General features: G+C 70.0%; 25 protein-coding genes. 13 read left to right on the top strand and 12 right to left on the bottom strand.

Annotated features, from left to right (window positions below):
- Positions 1 to 200 precede the first annotated feature (200 nt).
- Positions 201 to 821, bottom strand: a complete 621-nt coding sequence (locus ACZ63I_RS26210) for a TMEM175 family protein (RefSeq protein ID WP_469341455.1) — start codon at positions 819 to 821, stop codon at positions 201 to 203.
- A gap of 79 nt (positions 822 to 900) precedes the next feature.
- On the bottom strand, positions 901 to 1,989 hold the full coding sequence (locus tag ACZ63I_RS26205) for a mandelate racemase/muconate lactonizing enzyme family protein (RefSeq protein WP_469341454.1): 1,089 nt from the start codon (positions 1,987 to 1,989) through the stop codon (positions 901 to 903).
- A 144-nt stretch (positions 1,990 to 2,133) separates the two neighbouring features.
- Between ACZ63I_RS26205 and ACZ63I_RS26200 the strand changes: the two genes are divergently transcribed.
- From ACZ63I_RS26200 to ACZ63I_RS26185, 4 genes are all read left to right on the top strand, one after another.
- Positions 2,134 to 2,457 carry an L-rhamnose mutarotase gene (locus tag ACZ63I_RS26200; RefSeq protein WP_469341453.1) on the top strand — a complete coding sequence of 108 codons (324 nt, stop codon included), beginning with the start codon at positions 2,134 to 2,136 and terminating at the stop codon, positions 2,455 to 2,457.
- Between the two features lie 77 nt (positions 2,458 to 2,534).
- On the top strand, positions 2,535 to 3,230 hold the full coding sequence (locus ACZ63I_RS26195) for a GntR family transcriptional regulator (protein ID WP_469341452.1): 696 nt from the start codon (positions 2,535 to 2,537) through the stop codon (positions 3,228 to 3,230).
- A 459-nt stretch (positions 3,231 to 3,689) separates the two neighbouring features.
- Entirely contained in the window at positions 3,690 to 4,124 is a 435-nt protein-coding gene (locus ACZ63I_RS26190) for a hypothetical protein (RefSeq protein WP_469341451.1), read from the top strand.
- Between the two features lie 185 nt (positions 4,125 to 4,309).
- Positions 4,310 to 5,086 carry a hypothetical protein gene (locus ACZ63I_RS26185; RefSeq protein ID WP_469341450.1) on the top strand — a complete coding sequence of 259 codons (777 nt, stop codon included), beginning with the start codon at positions 4,310 to 4,312 and terminating at the stop codon, positions 5,084 to 5,086.
- Positions 5,087 to 5,105: 19 nt separating this feature from the next.
- On the opposite strand, the gene ACZ63I_RS26180 is transcribed toward ACZ63I_RS26185, so the two are convergent.
- Positions 5,106 to 5,651, bottom strand: a complete 546-nt coding sequence (locus ACZ63I_RS26180; RefSeq protein ID WP_469341449.1) for a hypothetical protein — start codon at positions 5,649 to 5,651, stop codon at positions 5,106 to 5,108.
- A 606-nt stretch (positions 5,652 to 6,257) separates the two neighbouring features.
- A complete protein-coding gene (locus ACZ63I_RS26175; RefSeq protein WP_469341448.1) occupies positions 6,258 to 7,946 on the bottom strand; it encodes a bifunctional 3'-5' exonuclease/DNA polymerase in 1,689 nt (562 codons plus the stop codon).
- 93 nt (positions 7,947 to 8,039) lie between these two features.
- Between ACZ63I_RS26175 and ACZ63I_RS26170 the strand changes: the two genes are divergently transcribed.
- Together ACZ63I_RS26170 and ACZ63I_RS26165 are read left to right on the top strand one after the other, a co-directional pair.
- On the top strand, positions 8,040 to 8,954 hold the full coding sequence (locus ACZ63I_RS26170; RefSeq protein WP_469341447.1) for an NADP-dependent oxidoreductase: 915 nt from the start codon (positions 8,040 to 8,042) through the stop codon (positions 8,952 to 8,954).
- A 162-nt stretch (positions 8,955 to 9,116) separates the two neighbouring features.
- Positions 9,117 to 9,686, top strand: coding sequence for an ATP-binding protein (locus tag ACZ63I_RS26165; protein WP_469341446.1), 570 nt, complete (start codon positions 9,117 to 9,119; stop codon positions 9,684 to 9,686).
- Here the strand turns inward: ACZ63I_RS26165 and ACZ63I_RS26160 are convergent.
- Entirely contained in the window at positions 9,614 to 10,225 is a 612-nt protein-coding gene (locus tag ACZ63I_RS26160; RefSeq protein ID WP_469341445.1) for a TetR/AcrR family transcriptional regulator, read from the bottom strand. The two genes, ACZ63I_RS26165 and ACZ63I_RS26160, sit on opposite strands and share 73 nt — an antisense overlap.
- Before the next feature lie 43 nt (positions 10,226 to 10,268).
- Positions 10,269 to 10,826: a sugar O-acetyltransferase gene (locus ACZ63I_RS26155; RefSeq protein ID WP_469341444.1), complete on the bottom strand. Its 558-nt coding sequence runs from the start codon at positions 10,824 to 10,826 to the stop codon at positions 10,269 to 10,271.
- Positions 10,827 to 10,911: 85 nt separating this feature from the next.
- Between ACZ63I_RS26155 and ACZ63I_RS26150 the strand changes: the two genes are divergently transcribed.
- Entirely contained in the window at positions 10,912 to 12,168 is a 1,257-nt protein-coding gene (locus ACZ63I_RS26150; RefSeq protein ID WP_469341443.1) for a DUF2786 domain-containing protein, read from the top strand.
- A gap of 14 nt (positions 12,169 to 12,182) precedes the next feature.
- Here ACZ63I_RS26150 and ACZ63I_RS26145 read toward each other — a convergent pair whose 3' ends face one another.
- Positions 12,183 to 12,659, bottom strand: coding sequence for a hypothetical protein (locus ACZ63I_RS26145; RefSeq protein WP_469341442.1), 477 nt, complete (start codon positions 12,657 to 12,659; stop codon positions 12,183 to 12,185).
- A 281-nt stretch (positions 12,660 to 12,940) separates the two neighbouring features.
- Here ACZ63I_RS26145 and ACZ63I_RS26140 point away from each other — a divergent pair, with 281 nt between their 5' ends.
- Positions 12,941 to 13,183, top strand: coding sequence for a DUF397 domain-containing protein (locus ACZ63I_RS26140; protein WP_041986408.1), 243 nt, complete (start codon positions 12,941 to 12,943; stop codon positions 13,181 to 13,183).
- A 94-nt stretch (positions 13,184 to 13,277) separates the two neighbouring features.
- Here ACZ63I_RS26140 and ACZ63I_RS26135 read toward each other — a convergent pair whose 3' ends face one another.
- Positions 13,278 to 13,772 carry an ATP-binding protein gene (locus ACZ63I_RS26135; RefSeq protein WP_469341441.1) on the bottom strand — a complete coding sequence of 165 codons (495 nt, stop codon included), beginning with the start codon at positions 13,770 to 13,772 and terminating at the stop codon, positions 13,278 to 13,280.
- A 49-nt stretch (positions 13,773 to 13,821) separates the two neighbouring features.
- Here ACZ63I_RS26135 and ACZ63I_RS26130 point away from each other — a divergent pair, with 49 nt between their 5' ends.
- From ACZ63I_RS26130 to ACZ63I_RS26115, 4 genes are all read left to right on the top strand, one after another.
- Positions 13,822 to 13,992, top strand: a complete 171-nt coding sequence (locus ACZ63I_RS26130; protein WP_469341440.1) for a hypothetical protein — start codon at positions 13,822 to 13,824, stop codon at positions 13,990 to 13,992.
- A gap of 90 nt (positions 13,993 to 14,082) precedes the next feature.
- Entirely contained in the window at positions 14,083 to 14,955 is an 873-nt protein-coding gene (locus tag ACZ63I_RS26125; RefSeq protein WP_469341439.1) for a helix-turn-helix domain-containing protein, read from the top strand.
- A gap of 89 nt (positions 14,956 to 15,044) precedes the next feature.
- Positions 15,045 to 16,502, top strand: coding sequence for an aldehyde dehydrogenase family protein (locus ACZ63I_RS26120; protein ID WP_469341438.1), 1,458 nt, complete (start codon positions 15,045 to 15,047; stop codon positions 16,500 to 16,502).
- 19 nt (positions 16,503 to 16,521) lie between these two features.
- The gene (locus ACZ63I_RS26115) at positions 16,522 to 17,136 is read left to right on the top strand and encodes a PadR family transcriptional regulator (RefSeq protein ID WP_469341437.1); all 615 of its coding nucleotides are present in this window, start codon (positions 16,522 to 16,524) and stop codon (positions 17,134 to 17,136) included.
- A 9-nt stretch (positions 17,137 to 17,145) separates the two neighbouring features.
- Here the strand turns inward: ACZ63I_RS26115 and ACZ63I_RS26110 are convergent, their stop codons facing one another.
- The 3 genes from ACZ63I_RS26110 to ACZ63I_RS26100 all read right to left on the bottom strand — a co-directional run bounded on the left by ACZ63I_RS26110 (position 17,146) and on the right by ACZ63I_RS26100 (position 20,736).
- Complete coding sequence (locus ACZ63I_RS26110; protein WP_469341436.1) at positions 17,146 to 18,594, bottom strand: glutamate decarboxylase; 1,449 nt, start codon at positions 18,592 to 18,594, stop codon at positions 17,146 to 17,148.
- 120 nt (positions 18,595 to 18,714) lie between these two features.
- Positions 18,715 to 20,025, bottom strand: coding sequence for an ion channel protein (locus tag ACZ63I_RS26105; protein ID WP_469341435.1), 1,311 nt, complete (start codon positions 20,023 to 20,025; stop codon positions 18,715 to 18,717).
- A 342-nt stretch (positions 20,026 to 20,367) separates the two neighbouring features.
- Positions 20,368 to 20,736: a YbjQ family protein gene (locus ACZ63I_RS26100; protein WP_469341434.1), complete on the bottom strand. Its 369-nt coding sequence runs from the start codon at positions 20,734 to 20,736 to the stop codon at positions 20,368 to 20,370.
- A gap of 171 nt (positions 20,737 to 20,907) precedes the next feature.
- On the opposite strand from ACZ63I_RS26100, the gene ACZ63I_RS26095 reads away from it, so the two are divergent.
- Entirely contained in the window at positions 20,908 to 21,654 is a 747-nt protein-coding gene (locus ACZ63I_RS26095) for a DedA family protein (protein WP_469341433.1), read from the top strand.
- A 27-nt stretch (positions 21,655 to 21,681) separates the two neighbouring features.
- Here ACZ63I_RS26095 and ACZ63I_RS26090 read toward each other — a convergent pair whose 3' ends face one another.
- Entirely contained in the window at positions 21,682 to 23,358 is a 1,677-nt protein-coding gene (locus tag ACZ63I_RS26090; protein WP_469341432.1) for a threonine/serine exporter family protein, read from the bottom strand.
- Positions 23,359 to 23,440 lie beyond the last annotated feature (82 nt).

Genomic DNA, 23,440 nt, shown 5'->3' with positions numbered 1-23,440 from the left:
GTCGTGGGGGGTATTCGAATGGGATGCCCTGGTCAGCAACGTGCCGCTCCTTGACACACTGCCCAGGAAGTAGTCCACCCTTCGCAGGCGGCGCCCTAGAGGAAGTTACGGACGGTATGCGGCGTTCATCGGGCGACTGTCTGCCCACGTTGGCGTGTGTTTGCTAAGCATCTAATAGATGATTCGCGGGTCCGCCGCCGTCAGTCCCGCTCGGTGCGCTTCCTGGCGCGGTGGGCCAGGACGAATCTGAGCGGGACCAGCAGTACCAGCGTCCACAGCGCGCCCCTCGGCGAGGCGAAGGCGATCAGCAGCGCCGCGCCGAACACGACGACGTTCGACGCCAGGTCGGTGATCAGGTTCCGGTGGGCGGGCTCGGGGCCGGAGCCCGCGGCGCGCGGCTGGTAGTGGATCGTGCGGAGCACCGCGATCTGGAGTACGTCGATGACGATGACCGTGGCCGCGTAGATGACCACGGACAGGGTCTGCGACGCGTACTCCGAGAGCAGCGTGGTCGGGAAGGGCAGCAGCGCGATGGCGCCGAGCCCGGCCAGGGAGAGCCGCAGCGACAGGCCCTCGACGCGCTGCGCGAGTTGCAGGATGCGCCGGTGGTCGCGCCAGAAGCCGGCGAGGATCGCGAAGCTCAGCGCGTACGCGCCGATGTGCGGCAGCAGGTCCTCGACCATGTCGTGGAAGCGCGGCCCGTCCAGGTCGGGTGTGACATGGATGTCCAGCACCAGCAGCGTCATGGCGATGGCGAAGATCCCGTCGGACAGCGCGATCAGCCGGACCACGTTCCGCTCGTCGGCTCTGCTGTCGGTCATCGCCCCAGCCTGACCGTGCCGGTGCCGCCGACCGGTTCATTACGCCTCTCGCGGGCACGCCGGTCCGCTCCCGCGGCGGTCATGCGACCCGCAGGTCGGCCATCGCGTCCTCGTCCCACTCGATGCCCAGGCCCGGGGTCTCCGGCGGGACCACCTCGCCGTTCTCGATCGTCAGCGCGCCGCGCGTGATCGCGCCGAGTTGCGGGATGTGTTCGACGTACATCCCGGCCGGTACGCCGCAGGCCAGGCTGGCGTGCAGCTCCATCAGGAAGTGCGGGGCGACCTGCACGCCGAACGCCTCCGCCGCGTGCGCGACCTTCAGCCACGGCGTGATGCCGCCGATCCTGGCCACGTCCACCTGCACGATGCCGGCGGCGCCCGCCGTGAGGTACTCGGCGAAGTGGCCCGCGCTGTAGACCGATTCGCCCACCGCGACGGGAACGGACGTGGCGCGCGCCAGCAGGGCGTGGCCGGTGACGTCGTCGGCGGGGAGGGGCTCCTCGAACCAGGCGATGTCGAGCGGCTCGAAGGTACGGGCGCGACGCACCGCCTCGGCGCGGGTGAGCGACTGGTTGGCGTCCACCATGAGCTCGAACGCGGGCCCCACGGCTGCCCGTACGGCGGCGAGCCGCTCCGCGTCCTCGACCGCCGTCGGCTTGCCCACCTTGAGCTTCGCGCCGCGCAGCCCGGCCGCCTTGGCCGCCGATACGTTCGCGACCAGCTCCTCGGTCGACAGGTGCAGCCAGCCGCCCTCGGTGTCGTACACCGGCAGCCGCTCGTGCGCACCGCCGGCCAGCCGCCAGAGCGGTTCGCCGGCGCGCAGGCAGCGCAGGTCCCACAGGGCGGTGTCGACGGCGGCCAGGGCGAGCGAGGTCAGCACGCCGAAGGCGGTCGCACGGGTCGACGCGAGCATGCGGGCCCAGACCGCCTCGACGTTGCGGGCGTCCTGGCCGACGAGGGTGGCCGCGAGATGGTCGCGCAGCAGCGCGAGTACGGAGCTGCCGCCGGTGCCGATCGTGTACGAGTAGCCCGTGCCGCGCAGCCCGTCGGCGGTCTCGACCGTGACGAGGACCGTCTCCTGCCGGAGGAAGGTCTGAGTGGCGTCCGTGCGGAGCGTCTCGGGTTCGATGGTGACGAGCTTGCAGTCGACGCGCTTGATCTCGCTCATAGGTCAGTTCCGGTGAGTTTCCTATAGGAAATAGAGAGCCCCTGGAGGTTAGTCGTCCGATGCGCCCATACGTCAAGGGCTTGGGCTGGATTTTCCCTGCCCGAGGGGTTCTGTGCCCGCTGCCTTTCCTATAGGTTCCCGGTCATGCAACGCATCGCGCAGGTGATCAGGGTGAAACCGGAGAAGGTGGCCGAGTACCGGGAGCTGCATCGCGCGGTGCCCGAACCCGTACTGGCCAGGCTGCGGGCCTGCCGGATCTCGAACTATTCGATCCATCTGCTGGGTGACCGGCTGTTCGCCTACTTCGAGTACCACGGCGACGACCTGGCGGCCGACCTCGCCGCGATGGCGGACGACGAGGCGACCAAGGAGTGGTGGAAGCTGACCGACCCCTGCCAGGAGCCGGTGCCGGAGGCGGCGGCGGGCGACTGGTGGACCCGGCTTGAGCAGGTCTTCCTGATGGAGTGACCGCGGACGGCTGACGGCCCGGTCCGAGCCCGGGAAACCTATAGAATCCGCGCTGGGCGAGCGGAGGAGGCCGGGCGTTGGACGGTACGGGCAGTACGGGAGGCGGTACGGGCCGGCAGCCGCAGCGCCAGGTGCTGGCCGACAGCGTCTACGAGTCGGTCAAGGCCCTGGTCATGGACCATGAGATCCAGCCCGGCGCCCGCGTCGGTATCGAGGCGCTGGCCCGCAGGCTCGACGTGTCGCCCACGCCCGTACGCGAAGCCCTGGCGCGGCTGGAGGCGGACGGACTCGTCACCAAGCGCTCGCTGGCCGGCTACCGCGCCACCGAACTGCTCACCCGGCAGGGGCTCGACGAACTCTTCGAGATGCGGCTGCTGTTGGAGCCCCGTGCCGCCGCGCTCGCCGCGCTCCACGCCGACGAGGCGCAGCTCGACGCCATCGAGGCGCTGGTCGAGGAGATGCGCGACCGGCCGGGATCGGGCGAACGGTACGCCGTGTACCGCGAGTTCGCCGCGCTCGACCAGCGGTTCCATGACGCCGTCGCCGGCGCGGCGGGCCGGCCGCTGCTCGCCGAGGCGGTCGGCCGGCTCCACAGCCACCTCCATATCTTCCGGCTCGGCAGCATCCCGGGCGCGGGCCCGCTGACTCTCGCCGAGCACGACCGCGTCCTGCGCGCCGTGCTGCGCCGCAACCCGGAACGGGCCGCCGAGGCGATGACCGGCCATCTGCGGCGCAGTCTGGACCGCCAGCACCATCGGCCCCGCGCGGACTGAAACATTTCCGCCGTGCCAGCGCGTCAGTGGGGCTCTTCAACCTCTCTGCCCGGAGCTTCACAGCTTGTCTATCCATCACGGAACTACCTGTTCAGGTCGAGCTCGCGCCACACGTCCAGACCTGCTGACGCCCTGACGCCGGGGGTTTGGCGCGCTCTGACGTTGCCGCCGTGGACCGACAGGCCCCTGCTCGCACTCACCGGGGGAAAAGGTTGAACCGTTCGCCTCACGCACCGGCAGCCACCGCCGATGAATCGAGGCCAGCCAACCCTTTCACGCCAAAAGGTCGACCGCTTTTGAGGTTTTATCTGGGAGGGGGCTGCTCTGCTCGACGGACCCGAGCAGTCAAGGTGTGTCCATTCGCAAAAAGTGGGAAGTAAGCCGCATTTTTTATCCGTTGACCTCCTACGGGTGCGCCGATAGCATCCGAACATATTCGCCCCGCAGGAGGTAATTGACTTGCGCAAGAAGTTGGCTTTCGTCGCTGCATCGGTCGCCGCAGTGGGTTCGCTTTTCGCTTTCTCCGCACCCGCACAGGCCGCGTCCGGTTCGTGTCCCAAGGAGGCCTCCACCGGAATAGGATTTTGCCTGTACTACAACTCGGGCCAGGCCGGTGCCTACTACAGATGGAGTGGGAACACGGCAGGAGTCTCGAACCTCGCCGGTCTCGTGTACCCCAATAACGGTGCTGGTGCGGGACAGGCCGTCAAGAATAACTCCGCTTCCGCTTCTTACACCATGGGCGGCGGCTGCGTGTGCACCGGAGAATACGTGCGCGTCTTCTACAGCTCCGGTTATCTCGGCAACTACGACACCGTGACGTCAAACACCGACAAGCAGCTGGTGGAGACGTACAACCAGAATGCCTCATGGCGGTACTACAGTAACCTGTAGAATTCGTTATTCGCACAGGTGCCCGCCACGAGCGGGCGCCTTTCATTCTCCGCCTGGTATTCCAACGCGCTCTCGATGGGCAAATTTCAATTATGCGAGTTAGAGTTAATTCAGTCACTCTTGGCCTTCTTTTTCTCGCCTTTTCAAGCGGCCTGACCTCGGCGTGTAGTACGAATTCTTCACCCGTGGGCCAGGGCTCCGTTCCCCGAGCTTCGACGTCGCGGATTCCTGCCTCGGTCGCCGGGTCGGGCAAGCTGACCGATCCGCTTCCCGGGCTCAAATTTCCCGTCGAGGCGTACCTGGAGTCGCCCGAGCAATTGCGCAAAGTAGCCATGGCTCAACGCTCTTTATTCGTCCGCTGCTTGGCTTCGGAGCATGTCTCCTACCGCCCTCCGGAACCCTCCCACCAGCAGCCCCCCGCTCTCACCGCCGGCCGTTATGGACCGGTAAACGAAGACCAGGCGGACTACGGCTACCACTTCATGGTGGTCGCGGCAGCCCCACCTGTCCAGCAGAATCAACCGCGGGCCGATGAGCAGAAGGCCGTCGAGGAGTGCTCCGGCAAAGCGGCCAGGCACTTCCCTCCGCTCGATGACGACGGCGTGCCCGACCGCATCAAAGCGGCGAGCTACAAAGACTCCATGATCGAGTCCGGAATGCGCGCGGTTTTTACCCGTTGGTCGAAATGCATGGCGACCGAGGGTTTTAGGTACGCGACACCAGAAGAGGCCATGCGTGATCCGCGCTGGAATTGGCAAGAAGCAAAGGCGAGCAGTATGGAGATACGCGCCGCTCACCAGGATGTCGCCTGTAAGGAGAAAACCGAACTTGTCACCGAATGGTTCGGTATCGAGACTGAAATTCAGAAGGAAGCCGTTAGAGCGAAGAGTAAGAAGCTCGAAAGAGTGCGTGCGAGGATAACTGAACGTGCGGAAACTGCCCGCGAAATACTCAGGTCCTGATCCGGAAGATAGTTCGCACTCAGTCGACCACGTGAATGACGGTCTCTTTTTTGGTGAAATCCCACAGGGCGGCTCCATCCGCGATGCTCTCACGAATGGCGCCGGTCTTCACCGTTCCGTTCGGCGCGGGAGAGGCTCCGTCGACAGCGTTAGAGAAGGCCGATTGGGCCCCGAAATAGACCGCGTGCTCAATCCGAACGCCGTCGCTTCCCGTGCCCTCAGCACGTCGAAAAGCGACTGGATACTTCCCCTCTGTCGGGACTACATTGCCCGGCCATACCGTGAAAGTGCGGACGGTAGACTCGCTCTCGGAGATCAGCCATACCCTTTTCTGGAGAATTGAATAGACAATCCGTCGCCCGACTCCGGAGTTATTGGGAACCTTTTGCATCTTGGGCTTGGTGATTGAAGGATGTGGCTTCTTACTCGGTTTGGAATCGGCCCTCGCGGTATTCTTCACGGGCTTGCTCCGGGAAGCTTGTACCGCCATAAAGGAAACCACGGCGAGGGCGGCGACCAGTAGAACGACAATCCAGGCACCGGCGGGTATCCTGCGGGTCGACACCAGACTGCTCCCTATGTCGTACTCTGCCCTTTATGGGTAAGCCTTCGCGATCATCAGCTTATCCAAGCATGCCCTATCGCGTGCTCGTCATATCACCTGCGACGCATCGAGCGGCGGTAGCCCACGCGGGAGAAGGCATGATGAGGATTTGTCTGTATTCGTCATGTGAGTCCGAAGTTCGAAGGGGGCAACGGTGGCCGAGGCCTGGCTGGCGGAGGGCGGCGAAGCCGAGGACACCCGTGACACGCCGTGCGGCATCCGCGGTCCACTTACCGATCACGATCAGCGAGTGAGCGCCGGTCGGTGCCGTCGAGGCGGCCGCACCTAGCAGCGCGAGTGCCGGATACCGCAGTTCCCGCGTGTCGCGGGGATAGGCGACCAGGACCAGGAAACGTCGCAGATCGGCTGTATCGCTCAACGCGAGGGAATCGGTCGGGAAGCCCAGACGCCTCACCAAGAAAGAACCGGCGATGACATTCGGGCAGGCATGGACTCGCTCGGTCTGCCTGGGCCCCTTTCACTCACGGGACCGGCGAGCCAGACCAAGCCCAAATATGCAATGACCCTGGTATTTAGTGGTCGTGCTCCTAGGGGTAGCAGGGGGTGTCACTTCGCGTCGGAGTACCGCTCCACCGTCGCCGTCGTGAACGGGAAGCGCACCGGTGTCTCGCCGAAGGTGATCCGCCCGGCCAGCTCGCCGGCCGCGCGGATCGCCTCGGCGACGTCCGCCGCCTCCTCGCGCGGGCAGTGCACGATCACCTCGTCGTGCTGGAAGAAGACCAGCTCGGCGCGCATCCCGGCGGTCGCCCGGCGCAGCGCCGCCAGCATCAGCAGCGCCCAGTCGGCCGCACTGCCCTGCACGACGAAGTTACGGGTGAAGCGGCCGCGGGCGCGGGCGCGTGAGCCGCTGTCGCCGCCCCGCGGTGCGTCAGCGTCCGTCCCCGGCGGGCCCTCCTGCGGGAGTCCCGCCTCCTCGTCGTCCGCGGCGCCCGCAGCGCGCGGACTCGTCCGGCCCAGCCACGTCCGTACGAGCCGGCCCTCCTCGCCCGCCCGCGCCGCTTCGTCCACGTACGCGACGGCCAGCGGGAACCGGCGGCGCAGCGCGGCCAGATTCTTCAGGCCGTCCCCGGACGTCTGGCCGTAGATCGCGCCCAGCAGCGCGATCTTCGCGTGGTCGCGGTCGCCGGAGAACGCGCGGTCGGACAGGGCCGTGTACAGATCGCCGCCATGCCCGGCGACCTCCATCAGCCCGGGGTCGCGGGAGATCGCGGCCAGCACCCGCGGCTCCATCTGGTCGGCGTCCGCCACGACAAGGCGCCAGCCCTCGTCGGCGACGACGGCGCGGCGGATCACCCGGGGGATCTGCAGCGCGCCGCCGCCGTTGGTGGTCCAGCGGCCCGAGACGGAGCCGCCCGGCTGGTACTCGGCGCGGAACCGGCCGTCCCGTACCCAGTCCTGGAGCCAGCCCCAGCCGTGCGCCGTCCAGATGCGGTACAGCTTCTTGTACTCGATGAGCGGCCCGACCGCCGGATGGTCCAGCTCGGCCAGCTCCCAGCGGCGCGTCGACTTCACCTTGATGCCGGCCTGCCCGAACGCCTTCACCACGTCCGCCGGCAGATCGGGCCGCACCCTGCGGCCGAACGCCGCCGAGACCTCGTCCGCCAGCTCGGCCAGCCTGCGCGGCTCACCGCCGCCCGCGTACCGGTCGCCCAGCAGCTCGGCCAGCACCTCCCGGTGCACGTCCGCCCGCCACGGCAGCCCCGCGCGGTGCATCTCGGCGGCCACCAGCATGCCCGCCGACTCGGAAGCGGTGAGCAGCCGCATCCGGCCGGGGTGCTCGGCCGCCGCATGCCTGCGCTGCTGCTCCGCGTACACGTCGAGAAGCGCGTCGAACGACAGCTCGGCCCCGGCCGACGGCTCGAACAGGGAGGACTGCGAGCCGGGCTCCGCCGAACGGGCCGGCGGATCGGGCGGTACGGGGCCGTGCCGCAACCGGGCCCAGGCGGCGGCGGCCGAGCGGGGCTCGCCGAGCTTCCCCTCATGGCCGAGCAGCAGCCCCTCGGCCACCTCGATGTCGTAGCACCGGTCGATCCGCACCCCGGCGGCCAGTAGCCTCGGAAAGAGGGCCGCGGTCGAACGCCAGACCCACCGGCCGGCCTCCGGCAGCCGCGCGCGGACCGCACCGACCAGATCTGGCTCCCGCAGCACCGGCCCCGCCGGACGGCCGTCAGGACCGAGCGGCGCCAGCAGCGCGCCTCCGTCGCCCGTCTCCGCCACCGCCCACCGTTCGGTCATGCCAGCGAGTTTCGCAGGCAGGACTGACAGCGGCGGGGCAAGATCGATCGTGGAGACGCGGAGACGCGCCGACGGACCCCTATGGAGGCTGATGTGAAAGCGATCGTGTTCGACGAGTTCGGCGGCCCCGACGTACTGCGGCTGCGCGACGTCGAGGAGCCGCACCCCGCCGCCGACCAGATCCGGATCCTGGTCAGGGCCGCGGGCGTCAACCCGATGGACTGGAAGATCCGCAACGGCTGGTTCCAGCAGATGACGCCCACCACCTTCCCCGCGATCCCCGGTGTCGAGGTGGCGGGGGTCGTGGACGAGATCGGGGACTCCGTGACCGGCTTCACCGTCGGCGACGAGGTCGTCGGCTGGTCGGCCACCGGCTCCTACGCCCAGTACGCCATCGCCGGGGTCATCGCGCCCAAGCCGGCGGGGGTGGCCTGGGACGAGGCCGTGGCGATCCCCGTCGCGGGAAACGCGGCCGAACGGGGTCTTGACCTGCTCGACCTGCGGGAGGGCGAGACGCTGCTGGTGCACGGCGCTGCCGGGGCCGTCGGCTCGATGGCCGTGCAGCTCGCCGCGGCGCGCGGCGCGACCGTGGTCGGCACGGCGTCGCCCGCCAACCACGACTACGTGCGCTCGCTGGGCGCGGTCCCGGTCACGTACGGCGACGGGCTCGTGGACCGCGTGCGCGACGTCGCCCCCCAGGGCGTGGACGCCGTCTTCGACGTCGCCGGCAAGGGCGCGCTGCCCGACTCGATCGAGCTGCGCGGCGGTACGACGGAGCGGATCGTCACCATCGCCGACATGGACGCCGAGAAGCACGGCGTGGTCTTCTCGGCCGGCGGTATGACCGACGAAGAGCGGCGGGACGTCCTGCTGCGCCATCTCGGTCTCGCGGCGGAACGGGCGCTGCGGACGCAGGTCGCGCACACGTACCCGCTGGCTGAGGCGGCGAAGGCGCAGCAGACGAGCGAGGCGGGGCACGTGCGGGGAAAGCTCGTCATCGCCCCCTGACGTACCCCCTGACACACCCCCCGACCCGCCTCCCGGCAGCCGCCCCCGCATCGCGTGCGCCCCTGACGCGCGCTCCCCTGACACGCGCTGAAGTGGCATCGCGGCGCTCCTCTCGTGCACGATGGGTAGCTCACAGTGACCTAGTGATGTCCGAGAGTAATGATGCTCACCGACAATGGACTTGTGGCCCACGACGTCTACGCACCCGAGCGGCCCTGGCTGCCCCTCACCCGGCTGCCCCTGCCGCACAAACCGGAGGCCGCTTCCAGGGCCCGTCGGCACACCAGGGAGATCCTCGCCGTCCGGCGGGTGGACAGCGAACTCGCCGCTTCCGTGGAGCTGGCCGTCAGCGAACTCGTCACCAACGCGGTACGGCACGGGGTGTGCCCCTGCGGCTGCACCCGCGGCACCGTCTCCCTCGCCCTGCTCGGGGCGGGGGAGCGGTTACGGGTCGAGGTCCGCGACCCGTCCCGTACGCCGCCGCGCTGGCCGACCGGGGTCGGCGCCGTGGACGCCGAGTCGGCGGCCGCGGAGGGGCGCGGGCTGCTGCTGGTCACGGGCCTCGCGACGGACTGGGGCGATCACGCGCGGCAGTACCGCGGCAAGGTGGTGTGGTGCGAGTTCGCGGCGGCGGCCGTAGCGGCGGCGGGCGCGGTCCCTCAGCCGCCGGTGCCCGCTCCGGCCCTGTGGCGCAGCGCGTCCAGAGCCTCGGCCAGCCCCTCTTCGAGATAGCTCAGCCGGTCGGTCGCGATCAGCAGCGTCGCACCGCCGGTGACGGCCGTCAGGATCGCCGTCGCCGACCGGCCCACGTCGACCCCGGCGTCGATCTCGCCGCTGTCCTTCAGCGCCTGCACCCCGGCGACCAGATACGCGTGCCACCGGTCGTACAGCTCGGTGACGATGGTCCGGGTGGCCGGGTCGGCCAGCCCGAGCTGCGCGGTGAGGGCCGACAGCGGGCAGTTCCTGCGCTGCGCGTCGTACTTCGCGATCACCCGCTCCCGCCACGCCTGCCAGGCGGCCCAGCTCGTCAGCTCCCCGAGCATCGGCTGCTGGTCGGCGAGGACCTGCCCCGCCTCGTACTCCGCGACGGCCAGCAGCAGATCGGACTTGCCGTCGGGGAAGTAGTGGAAGAGCTGGCTCTTGCTGGTCGAGGTGACGGCCCGGATGTCGTCGAGGCCGATGGCCGTGCCCCGCTCCCGGATGAGCGTGGCCGCGCCCTCCACGATCCGCTGCCGGGTGGCGGCACCCTTCGGCGTCAACACGCGCTCCATACGACCCACGATAGGCGACACCCGCCGCGGCGGCGCCGGGCGTTCAGCCGTCCAGCCGCCTGATCACCCGGGCCGGGTTGCCCACCGCCAGCACGCCGGCGGGCAGATCCTTCGTGACGACGGACCCCGCGCCGACCACCGTGCTCTCACCGATCGTCACACCGGGGCAGACGATCACGCCGCCGCCCAGCCAGACGTTGTCCCCGACGGTCACCGGCAGGGCCTTCTCCCAGCCGGCCCTGCGGCGCTCGGCGTCCATTTCGTGGGCCGGGGTGAGGAGCTGGACGTTCGGGCCGATCTGGACGTCCGAGCCGATGGTGATCGCCGCCGCGTCGAGGAAGACCGCGTTGAAGTTGATGAAGGTGCGGTCGCCGATGGTGATGTAGGAGCCGTAGTCGCAGTGGAACGGCGGGCGTACCTGCACGCCCTCGCCCACCGAGCCGAGCAGCTCCTCCAGGGCCTTCTCCCGCGCCGCGCGGCTCGCGCCGCCCGCGTTGTAGGCGGCGCAGAGCGCGATCCGGGTCTCGGTCTGCGCCATCAGCTCCGGGTCGTCGGGGATGTACCAGTCCCCGGCCAGCATGCGGTCCTTGTTCTCGCCCACAGGGGTCCTCTCGTCGCCGCCCGCTCCTCCCGCCACCGTAATCGATTCGTGATCCACAGCCTGTGGACGGTGGGATCATGGCGGCATGGGTGAGACGAACGGCGGCGGTACGGGCGGTACGGGCGAGACGGGGGGTACGGGCGGTACGGGCGGTACGACGCCGGGGACCGTCGAGCGCGCGCTGCGCGCCGCCCTCTCGGCGGACACCGACACCGGAGCCTCCCTGCTGGCCGCCGACCCGGCGGCCGACGCCGAGCTGCGGCGGCGCGGCGAGGGGTACGTCCGGCTGGCCTGGGAGCGCGGCTGGCAGCCCGCCGACGTCGTACGGATGGTGCGGCGCGACCTCGAAGAGGCGCATGTGCGGCTCGTCGCCGAGCTGATCGAGGCGGAGACGGGACGGTACGAGCGGCTGCCGCGCCGCTGGAGCGGGCAACTGGCCGACCTGACCGCGACGGCCGCGAGCACCGGCCGCCCGGAGCGGCGCGCCGACCGCTTCTCGTACGCCGTCTCCGTACTGGAGCTGTACCGGCTGCTGGCCAGACTGCCGGCGATCGAGCCGGTCGGCCCGGTGCCCGGCGCCCCCGTCCATCTGCCGCCCGCCGACGCGGCGGACGAGCCGCGCATGCTCACCCGGATCCGCGCGCTGCTCGCCAAGGCCGAGGCGACGGGCTATCCGCCGGAGGCCGAGGCGCTCACGGCGAAGGCGCAGGAGCTGATGGCGCGGCACAGCATCGACGAGGCGCTCCTCGCGGACCGCGCGCACAGCGGCGACGTGCCGGGCGCCTGCCGGATCGGGGTGGACGCGCCGTACGAGGCGGCGAAGGCGATCCTGCTCGACGCGGTCGCTTCGGCCAACCGCTGCCGGGCGGTGTGGAACAGCGCGTTCGGCTTCTCGACCGTGGTCGGTTTCGAGCCGGATCTCGCGGCCGTCGAGCTGCTGCACACCTCGCTGCTCGTGCAGGGCACGGCGGCGATGACCCGCGCGGAGGCGGACCAGCGGGCAGCGGGGCGGCGGCGGACGAAGACCTTCCGGCAGTCGTTCCTGCTGGCGTACGCGCACCGCGTCGGCGAGCGGCTGGCGGCGGCGACCGAGCAGGCCACCGAGCAGATGACGGCCGAGGCGGACGGCGGCGGCGGCGCGCTGCTGCCGGTGCTCGCCGCCAGGGACGTGGCGGTGACGGACCGCGCCGACCGGATGTTCCCCGAGACGGTGGCGACCCGGGTGCGCGGCGCGACCGACGCCGAGGGCTGGACGCAGGGGACGTCGGCGGCGGACCGGGCGCGAGTGCCGGGCGCCCGAGGGGCCGTTGACGCTCGTGCGCGGCGGACCCGGAAGGAGTAGGGGAGCAGGGCGGCTCAGAGGGAGGGGACGGCCGTCGGAAGTCCCTTGCCCGGCGCCTCGGTCTTCTTCAGGGTGTCCTGCTTGGTGCCCCAGGAGATCACCAGCGTCTTGCCGTCGTGGGACGTGATCGTCCCCATGGCGCGGTCGGTGTTCCCGTCGGTGCAGGTCATCGAGAGCATCGGCTGTCCCATGTCCTGCACGGACCCCTGACACACGTGCTGCTCGGCGACGAGCGCCGCCTTGCCGCTCTGCACGACGAGCGCGACGGACTTGCCGTCGGTCAGCCCGGCCCAACTGCCCTCGATGTCCTTGGCGACCTCGGCGGCCGAACTGGCGCCGGGGGCGGCCGAGATGCTCGGCGCCGCGCTCGGCGGCGGCGTACTGCTCTTGTCGGCGGCGGCGCTGTCGTCGTCACCGCCGCCGCACCCGGTGAGTACGAGTGCGGCGGCGACGCCCGCCGCTGTCACGCCGGTCCGTATGAACTCGCGCATGGTCAGGTCCCCCTCGTCGACGCCGGAGCGCGCCAAGTTATCAGCAGGGACCGGGTCCTGTCGGGGGTGCGCCCCGGCGCGAGGACTGGACCATTTCCGGGGTAGGGGATCCGAAAGGGCTCTTCGTGCGTCTCTCTTTTCAGTGCGCCCGCGCGAGGCGGCAACGCCTGTAACCAAGGGAACACCCCGCGTGCACGTGCATATGCTCATGCAGTAGCACATGAACACAGCTATGATCCGGGATAGTTGACACCTGCACCTTGCAACTCGGGGAGCGACCTGTGCACCACGTGTACAACGGCATGGCGGCCACAGAGCTGCACGGAGCGGCCTGGCAGAAGAGCAGGCACAGCAACTCGCAGGGTTCCTGCGTGGAGTTCGCCAAGCTGCCCGGCGGGGAGGTGGCGGTGCGCAACTCACGCCATCCCGACGGACCTGCTCTGGTGTACACGCCCGCGGAGATCGAGGCGATGCTCCTCGGCGTCAAGGACGGTGAGTTCGACCACCTCACCGCGACCGGCTGAGCGTACCGACGACAGAGACGACACAGACGACACAGACGACGGAGGGGCCGGCGAGCCGGCCCCTCCGATGGTCATCGGTCGTCGGTCGTCCGCCTCAGTCCTTCTGAAGCTGGAACAGCGCCCAGACCACCTTGCCGTGCAGCGCTCCGGCGAGCGGGTGCCAGCCCCAGGTGTCGCTGAACGACTCCACCAGGAACAGCCCGCGACCGGATTCGGCCGCACAGCTCTCGTCGACCTCCTGCGTCTCCGGGCTGGCGTAGCTCGGGTCGCGTACGGCGCAAACCAGCCGGGCCTGCCACCGCATCAGATGCAGCCGGACGGCGGAGTCGGACCGCTCGCGCGGGGCGTCGGCGGGCAGGGCATGCCGCAGGGCGTTGGTGACGAGTTCGGAGACGACGAGCGCGACATCGTCGAAGCGGTCGTCGAGACCCCACTGGTCGAGCGTGGCCCGGGTGAACTGGCGTGCCCCGCGCACCGCTTCGTACCTGGCGGGCAGGGCGCACGACGCCGAGCTGGACGCAGCCGTCGGATCGATCGGAGGGAGCCCGCGCCTTAACGGCTCAAGCATGGTCGATCCATTCGTCCCCATGCGGGCACTCCCGGGGTTCGCGGCCGTGGCGATACTGCGATGGTCTGATATGAGCACGCAGGTGCGCGAGCACCATGGTTCCCAATGCGCAGGGCAGATGCAAGGGCAGATGCACGTGCAGGTGCCCGCCTTGACCCTTCGTGCGGCGGTTGCAACCGATTTCTTCTTCTGGCTGCTTCTGTCCGCTTCCCAAAGGCTTCTTATTTCCGTAATCGAATGAGTACGCGCTGAAGCGTTTTGGTGGCAGAATCCGGCACTTGGGGTTCGGGGGTGCTCCAGCAGATGTCCATGGATGGGGAGGGTTGGAGACGTGACCGCAACCGAATCGGGCGGTTCCGTGGTGCGGCGCATCCTTCTTGGCTCACAGCTAAGAAGACTGCGCGAGACACGCGGCATCACACGTGAGGCCGCCGGCTACTCGATCCGCGCATCCGAATCCAAGATCAGTCGTATGGAGTTGGGACGGGTGAGCTTCAAGGCCAGAGACATCGAGGACCTGCTGACCCTCTACGGCGTCGCCGACGAACGCGAGCGAGGGGCGCTTCTCGGCCTCGCGCGCGAGGCCAACGTCGCGGGCTGGTGGCACAGTTACAGCGATGTGCTGCCCGGCTGGTTCCCAACCTACATCGGTCTGGAAGGCGCGGCCTCGCTGATCCGGGTCTACGAAGTGCAGTTCGTCCACGGCCTGTTGCAGACCGAGGCGTACGCGCACTCCGTGGTCACCCGAGGCATGCCCAACCCGGAGGCGCACCGCGCGGAGATCGACCGCCGGGTCGCCCTGCGCCTGGAGCGGCAGAAGGTCCTGGTCTCCGAGCGCGCGCCGCACTTCCATGCCGTGCTCGACGAGGCGGCGCTCCACCGTCCCTACGGTGACGCCTCGGTGATGCGGGGTCAGCTCACCCATCTGATCGAGGCGTCCGAGCAGCCGAACATCACGCTCCAGGTCATGCCGTTCAGCTTCGGCGGCCATGCCGGCGAGACCGGTTCGTTCGCGATGCTGACCTTCCCCGAGTCCGATCTGTCCGACGTGGTGTTCATGGAGCAGCTCACGAGCGCGCTCTACGTGGACAAGCGTGAGGAGGTCGCCCAGTACGAACGGGTGATGCAGCGGCTGCACGCGGACAGTCCGGGACCGGAGAAAACGCGCGATCTGCTGCACCGTCTGCTGCGGCAACTGACCTGAAGGATTTGCCCCAACTGTCTTCGGCCGCCCGTACGATGGCGGGACATCAGTCCGCGCGCTTGTGCGACGACGAAGCGACGAGGGGTCCCATGTCCTTCTTCACCAACCTGGCCCACCAGTACATCGACGGTGAGTGGAAGCCCGGGAGTGGGTCCTGGGACATCATCGACTTCAACCCGTACAACGGGGAGAAGCTCGCGTCGATCACGGTGGCCACGGCTGACGAGGTGGACCAGGCGTACCGGGCAGCGGCGCGCGCGCAGGAGGCGTGGGGCGCGGCCAACCCGTACACCAGGCGGCTGGTGTTCGAGCGCGCGCTGCGGCTGGTCGAGGACCGCGAGGCCGAGATATCCGATGCCATCGTGGCCGAGCTGGGCGGTACGCGGCTGAAGGCGGCCTTCGAGCTGCATCTCGTCAAGGAGTTCCTGCGCGAGGCCGTGCAGGTGGCGCTGCGGCCCGAGGGCCGGATCCTGCCGTCGCCGATCGACGGCAAGGAGAACCGCGTCTACCGGCTGCCCGTCGGGGTGGTCGGGGTCATCAGCCCGTTCAACTTCCCCTTCCTGCTGTCGATCAAGTCGGTCGCGCCCGCGCTGGCGCTCGGCAACGCCGTGGTGCTCAAGCCGCACCAGAACACGCCGATCTGCGGCGGGGCGCTGGTCGCGAAGATCTTCGAGGACGCGGGGCTGCCCGCGGGCCTGCTGAACGTCGTGATCACGGACATCGCCGAGATCGGTGACGCGCTCATCGAGCACCCGATCCCCTCCGTCATCTCCTTCACCGGGTCCGACGCGGTCGGCCGCCATGTCGCGACCGTCTGCGCGGCGAACTTCAAGCGCGCCATCCTCGAACTGGGCGGCAACAGCGCGTTGATCGTGCTGGACGACGCCGACATCGACTACGCGGTCGACGCGGCGGTGTTCAGCCGCTTCGTGCACCAGGGCCAGGTCTGCATGGCGGCCAACCGCATCCTGGTGGACCGCGCGGTGGAGCGGGAGTTCACCGAGAAGTTCGTCGCCAAGGTGCGGACGCTGAAGGTCGGTGATCCGGCCGACCCGGCGACGCACATCGGTCCGCTCATCAACTCCCGTCAGGCCGAGGCCGTTTCGAAGACCGTCACGGACGCGGTGGCGGCGGGTGCGACGGCGCTGCTGCACGGCGGCACCGAGGGCAACGTCGTCTCGCCTTCCGTCCTGACCGGCCTCGCCGCCGACTCGCCCCTCCTGTCCCAGGAGATCTTCGGGCCGGTCGCGATCCTCGTCCCGTTCGACGGGGAGGACGAGGCGGTCCGTATCGCCAACGACACCCCGTTCGGGCTGAGCGGCGCCGTGCACACCGCCGACATCGAGCGCGGCGTGAAGCTGGCGCACCGGGTGCGGACCGGCATGATCCACATCAACGACGGCACGGTCCACGACGAGCCGATCGTCCCGTTCGGCGGCGAGAAGCACTCGGGCTCCGGCCGGCTGAACGGTGAGTCGATGATCGACGCGTTCACCACCCAGAAGTGGATCTCGGTCCAGTACGGGCGCTCGCAGTTCCCGTTCTGAGGGGCAATAGCCTGGACGGATGTCAGCGATCCGTTTGCTCGTGCTCGGCGCGGTACGCCAGCACGGCCGGGCCCACGGTTACCAGGTCCGCAACGACCTGGAGTACTGGGGCGCCCACGAGTGGTCCAACGCCAAGCCCGGCTCGATCTACCACGCCCTGAAACAGCTCGCGAAGCAAGGCGCCCTGCTGGCGCACGAGGTCGCGCCGAGCACGGCGGGCGGTCCGCCGCGCACCGAGTACGAGCTGACCGAAGCGGGCACGGCCGAGTACTTCCGGCTGCTGCGCGCGTCCCTCGTCTCCTACGACCAGAAGATGGACGTGCTGTCGGCCGCGCTCGGCTGCGTCGTCGATCTGGAGCGGGCCGAGGTCGTCGAGCTGCTCGGCGAGCGGCTGCGGGCGATCCGGGCCTGGCGGGACGAGGTGACGGAGCACTACGTACCCGACGAAGGACCGGAGTCCCTCGGCCATATCGGCGAGATCATGCACATGTGGATCCACACGGCCGACGCCGGCGCCGAGTGGACGCGCGGCCTGATCCGGCGCATCGAGGCCGGCGCGTACACCTTCGCCGGTGAGGGCGAGCCGTTCGTCGGGGTGCTCGCCGAGGGTCGGGTGAATCCGTACGGCGGATAACGCCGCCGCTCAGTGGTGGAACGCCGTGACCTGCGACTTGTCCCGGTTCAACGGGTGCTCCTGGAGCCGCAGTTCCGGCACGATCTGCTCCAGGTCGGCGAGCAGCAGAGCGCCCAGGTCGGCGGAGAAGCCGTTGCGGCAGACGATCCGCAGCACGGACAGATCCTCCCGGTGGGCGGGGAAGGTGTACGCGGGGACCAGCCAGCCGCGCTCGCGCAGCCGCCGCGACACGTCGAACACGTCGAAGTTCGTCACGCCCGGCGCCGTCGTGAAGGCGAAGACCGGCAGCTCGTCGCCCCGGGTGAGCAGCAGGAACTCGTCCATGGCGCCGATCCGGTCGGCCAGCCGCATCGCGATGGACCTGGCCGTCTGCTGCACCGCGCGGAACCCCTCCCTGCCCAGCCGCAGGAAGGTGTAGTACTGCGCCACGACCTGCGCGCCGGGACGGGAGAAGTTCAGCGCGAAGGTGGGCATGTCACCGCCCAGGTAGTTCACCCGGAAGACCAGCTCCTCGGGCAGCTCGTCGGGCGTGCGCCACAGCGCCCAGCCGACGCCCGGGTAGACGAGCCCGTACTTGTGCCCCGAGGTGTTGATGGACGAGACGCGCGGCAGCCGGAAGTCCCAGACCAGGTCCTCGTCGAGGAACGGCGCGATCATGGCGCCGGAGGCGCCGTCCACATGGACGGGGACGTCCAGGCCCGTACGCTCCTGCAAGGCATCCAGTTCGGCGCACAGCTCGGCCACCGGTTCGTACGACCCGTCGAAGGTCGAGCCGAGCACGGCCACCACCCCGATGGTGTTCTCGTCGCAGAGGCCGACGGCGGCCTGCGGGTCGAGGTGGAAGCGGTCGCCCTCCATGGGCACCTGCCGCATCTCCACCTCCCAGAAGTTGCAGAACTTCTCCCAGCAGACCTGGACGTTGATGCCCATGACGAGATTCGGCCGGGCGGTCGCCGGATAGCGGCCCGCGTTGCGCTTGGCCCAGCGCCGCTTCAGGGCCATCCCGGCGAGCATGCACGCCTCGCTCGACCCGGTGGTCGAGCAGCCGACGGTCGTCGAGGGGTCGGGGGCGTTCCACAGGTCGGCGAGCATGACCACGCAGCGCCGCTCCAGCTCGGCGGTGCGCGGGTACTCGTCCTTGTCGATCATGTTCTTGTCCAGGCACTCGTCCATCAGCCGCCCGGCCTGCGGCTCCATCCAGGTGGAGACGAAGGTGGCGAGGTTGAGCCGCGAGTTGCCGTCGAGCATCAGCTCGTCGTGGACGAGCTGGTACGCCGTCTCGGGCGGGATCGGACCGTCGGGCAGCCGGTGCGTGGGCGGCGCCGAGTTCATCTCGCTGGTCGGGTCGGCGGCGCCGAAGAACGGGTTGAGCGAGAGACGGCGCATCTCGGCGTGGTCCTTGGCCGCGGCGTCGGCGTCGGCGTCGCCGGAGTCGTTCGTACCTGGGCGGAGCGGCATGAGCTGGTCTCCTCGCGACGGGTCCGGTCCCTCTCCCGCGAGGATACGAAGGAACCCGCCGCACCGCCCGGCGGCGTGCCCCGGTTTCCCGCGGTCCGTCAGCGGTCCGTCGGCGGTCCGTCAGCGCAGCGAGCCGCCGTCCTTCTTGAGCTGCATCAGCGGACGGCCGGTGACCAGCAGCCAGGCCGGGATCGTCGCCACGCAGAGCAGCGGCAGCACATTCGGGTCGGCGACCAGGACGGCGGCGGTGAACAGGCTCAGCCAGCCCTGCCGGGTGACGGCGAGCAGCACGCCCAGCGCGCCGCAGACCACCCCGAGCGTGGCGGGTACGGCGGGGACGAGCGCGTGCGCGCACAGGCCGAGGGAGACGCCGGCGAAGAGGGCGGGGAAGATCCGGCCGCCCCGGAACCCGCAGGCCGTCGCGACGACGACCGCCACCAGCTTCACCGCCGCCATCAGCGCGAACGACCCCGCCGACCAGCCGCCCGGGTCGGCGGCGAGGGTCTTCACCTGGTCGAGCCCCTTGAACAGGGTCAGCTTCCCGCCGAGCGCGCCGAGCAGCCCGAGGACGATCCCGCCGGCCGCCAGGGTCAGCACGGGGTTCCTGAGCGTGTGGAACGCGGTGTGCGCGTACGGCAGGCAGTACACCGCCGCCATGCCGAGCACCGCGGCGGCCGACGCGATGACCAGCGCGGCCAGCAGGTCGCCCCAGGTGGTGCCGTGGTAGCTCGGCAGGTCCAGGTCGAAGGTGGGGTGCGAGATGAGCACCGTGGTCAGCCCGCCGGCGCCCGCGGCGATCAGCGGGCCGAAGAGCTTGTCCCACAGCGAGCCGGGGCCCGGCTGGGAGCTGAGCGTCTCGGAGAGGACCAGCGCCGCCGCCACCGGCGTACCGAACAGCGCGCCGATCGTCCCGGCGGCGCCGAGCGCGACCCAGAGCATGGTGGGGCTCTGCGGCGCGATCTTGCGGCCGAGCCAGTAGGTGAGGGCGATGTTGGCGGCGGTGATCGGGTTCTCGGGCCCGACGCTCACGCCGCCCGCGAGGGCCAGCGTGGCTGTCAGCAGCAGACTCGGCAGCACCCCCGGGGCCATCGGCTTGTCGACGAGCCCGGTGGTGGCCGGATCGGGTCCCGCGTGCCCGGGTACGAACAGGACGACCAGCCCCACGGCGATCCCCGTCGCCGTGAGGATCACGAGCATCCACAGGACGGAGTAGCGGCCGATCCCGAGGGCGTCGGGCAGCGTCTGCCACAGGACGTCCTTGAGCAGATCGGCCAACTCGCTCACGCCGAGAAGCACCAGGCTCGCGACGACGCCGATCAGCAGCGAGGGAAGAACCAGCGGCAGCAGAGTGCGCGCTGACGGCGCGGGGGCGGCGGAAGCAGCGGGCTGAGCGTCGGTGGCCACGCGGCCACCGTAACGGGACAAATGCATCAGTTGGGGCGCGCACGCCCGGCCCGGCGGCCCGAGGTCCGCTGCCTGGCGGCCCCTGCCGGCGTCGGCACCGGAGTGCCCCGGCAAACCCGGGAACGAGCTAGCGGACGGGGCCGGTCGGGTCGCGGGGCCGAACCCGACGGTCGTGCCGACTGCGGCTCCGGACGGGCCCGGCGCTTCGGCCGGCCGGGCCGCCGACCGGCGCGCTCCGGTCGGCGGCCTGAGGCCCGCGCCGACGGCTGCACCGGCGTGCTCCGGCCACCCCGGAAACGAGCCGGTACGCGGCCGCTCGGGCCCGGGGCCGTGTGCGGCGGCCGTGCCGAGGGCGGCACCGGACGCGGGTCAGGACGTGGGTTCGAGCACCACCGCCGTGCCGTACGCGCACACCTCGGTGCCCACGTCGGCCGCCTCGGTCACGTCGAAGCGCATCATCAGCACCGCGTTGCCGCCGCGCGACCTGGCCTGTTCGACGAGTCGTTCCATCGCCTGGTTGCGGGTCTCCACGAGCGTCTTCGTCAGCCCCTTCAGCTCGCCGCCTACCAGGGACTTCAGCCCGGCGCCGAACTGGCTGCCGACGTTGCGGGAGCGGACGGTCAGGCCGAAGACCTCGCCGATCACCTGGCGGACCTGGAAGCCGGGCACGTCGTTCGTGGTGACGACGAGGACGTCGTCGCCGGTACCCTGGCCGCCGCCGTATTCTTCCGTTCCCATGTGCCGTCCCTCTCGCCGGTCGCTCTCGGGTCTCACCTTCGTACTCGTCTGCCCCGCCCGCATCCCGGCAGACGAGTGGAACCGCAGGAGCCCGGCGGACGTTGATAGCTTTGGGCCGGCCGACAACGCCGATTCGACGATCGACCGACACGACACAGGAGTCCCGAACCCGTGACCACCATTGCGCTCGGACCGAGCTGGCTGGACCCGGACCAGTTGATCGGGACCTTCGGTCTCCTCGGCGTCCTGGTGGTGGTCTTCGCCGAGTCCGGCCTGCTCATCGGGTTCTTCCTGCCGGGCGACTCGCTGCTGTTCACGGCCGGGCTGCTGGTCACGGCCGGCTCGCTCGACCAGCCGCTGTGGCTGGTCTGCACGCTGGTCGCCGTCGCGGCGATCGTCGGAGACCAGGTCGGCTACCTCTTCGGCCGCAAGGTCGGCCCCTCGCTGTTCCGGCGGCCGGACTCCAAGATCTTCAAGCAGGAGAACGTCGAGAAGGCGCACGAGTTCTTCGAGAAGTACGGCCCCAAGTCGCTGGTCCTGGCCCGGTTCGTGCCCGTGATCCGTACGTTCACGCCGATCATCGCCGGCGTCAGCAAGATGAACTACCGCTCGTTCATCACGTTCAACATCATCGGCGGCATGCTCTGGGGCGCCGGGGTCACGCTGCTGGGCGCCGCGCTCGGCAAGGTCGCCTTCGTCAACGCGCACATCGAGCTGATCCTGGTCGCCATCGTGCTCGTCTCCGTGGTGCCGATCGCGATCGAGTTCCTGCGGGCCCGCTCGAAGTCCAAGAAGGCCGCGGCCCAGGCGCCGCAGCCGCCCGCCGGTACGGCGGGCCGTGACGGTACGGGCCGTGACGGTACGCAGGGCCCCGAGGCGCCGGGCACCGGCGGCCGCAGGCGCCACGCCAAGAACTGACGCGGGGCACCCGCACCGGCGGCAGGGTCAGAACCCGCGCGTCCGTTTGGCCGCGCGGCGGCCCGAGGTGCGGCCCCCGCCCGGCACCCGCAGGAACAGCCGGGAGATCTCCCCACCGAGGTTCACCCCGATCGCGATGGCCAGGGCCAGTGCCACCGCCTTCGACAGCGAGGCGAGCCCCTTGTCCAGATCGTTCTGGGCGATGCCGAGCAGTCCGAAGTACGTCGCGGAACCGGGCAGCAGCGGACCGATCGCCGCCGTCACGTACGGCAGCGCCGAGGCGAACTGGTAGCGCGACAGCAACTGCCCGAACAGGCCGACGAGCCCGGCGGCCACCGCCGTCGCAGCGACCGGCGAGATATGGCCCACGTCGTGCATCGCCGCGTACACGACCCACGCCACCCCGCCGTTGAGCGAGACCAGCAGCACCGTCGACCGCTCCTGCTGGAGCAGGATCGCGAAGGCGAAGCTCAGCGCCACCGACACCAGGATCTGCAGCAGCGGCCGCGGATGGGTGTGGATCGACGAGTCCGGGTTCAGCTCGGCGCCGAGCTGCACGCCGAGATAGAGCACGAGCAGCACGCCGATGACGATCGCGATGAAGAAGTACATGACCTCCAGCAGGCGCGCCGCCGCGGTGATGTAGTAACCCGTCAGCCCGTCCTGCACGCCCGCGACCAGGGCCCGTCCCGGCAGCAGGGCGAACAGCCCACCGGTGACGACGGCCGACGGCCTGATGTCCCAGTGCTCGGCCGAACTGAGCAGGGTCAGCGCCACCCCCATCGCGGCCGGCGGCATCGCGGCGACCACGAACTGGTAGAACTCCGGCAGCCCGCGCCCCGCGCACAGCCAGGCCAGCCGGTCGCCGAGCATCGCGCAGAGCGCCGCCGCGACGAACACCACCAGATCACCGCCGACCAGCACGGAGGCGGAGCCCGCCAGCACCCCGCTCGCCACCGTCAGCGCCCAGCCGGGGTACGGGTGGCGGTTGCGGCGGATCTCGGCGAGCCGCCGGTACGCCTCCTCCAGCGTGACGTCCGTCGACTCGGTGGTGATGTCGTCGATGAGCGTGTAGACGGCCGCGAGCCGCGTGTAGTCGGTGCCCCTGCGCCGTACGGTCCTACTGGCCGTCACCGGGTCCTCGACCAGGGACGGCTGATGCGAGATCGACAGCAGCGTGAACGTGACGGTCGGCTCGCAGCGGTCGAGTCCGTACGCCCGGCTCACGCCGAACATCGCCGTCTCGACGTCCTCCGCGCCCTCACCGCCCGCCAGCAGCAGCTCCCCGATACGCAGCGTCAGGTCCAGCACGCGCGGCACGGCGGGCCCCGCCTCGTCGTGCCGCTGCACCGGCTCGGGTACGGGCCGCTCGCCGACCGGCATCCGCAGCAGGGTGCGCATCTGGTCCTGCCAGGGCGCCTCCTTGACTATGCGGACCATCGGGATGCCCTCGGCCGGGGTGAAGGCGGGCGGCGACTGCCGGACCCCGTACGAGGCGGGCAGCCCCGGGGGAGTGTCGAAGGCGGAGCCCCCGCTGCCGGCCGGCTGCTCGGTGTTCAGCCCCTCCGGCAGGGCGAATTCGGAGGTCGGACGGTCGTCGTCGGGGACCGGCGGCTGCTCCACCCCGAAGGGTGGGGTGAAGGCGCTGTGTGCCTCGTCCGACTGAGGTTTCCGGTCCTCCGGACCGTCCGGCTCGGCCACCACTGCGCTTCCACACTTCCTCTCGTGCCCGTCCTGTCACACCCGCCCCGCCCGCGTCTGCCCAGTATGGGCACGGTCATGGGCT

Source organism: Streptomyces sp. NPDC087906 (assembly GCF_055584925.1).
Note: the sequence above shows the minus strand (reverse complement) of the source record. Positions and strands in the feature narration are given on the sequence as shown.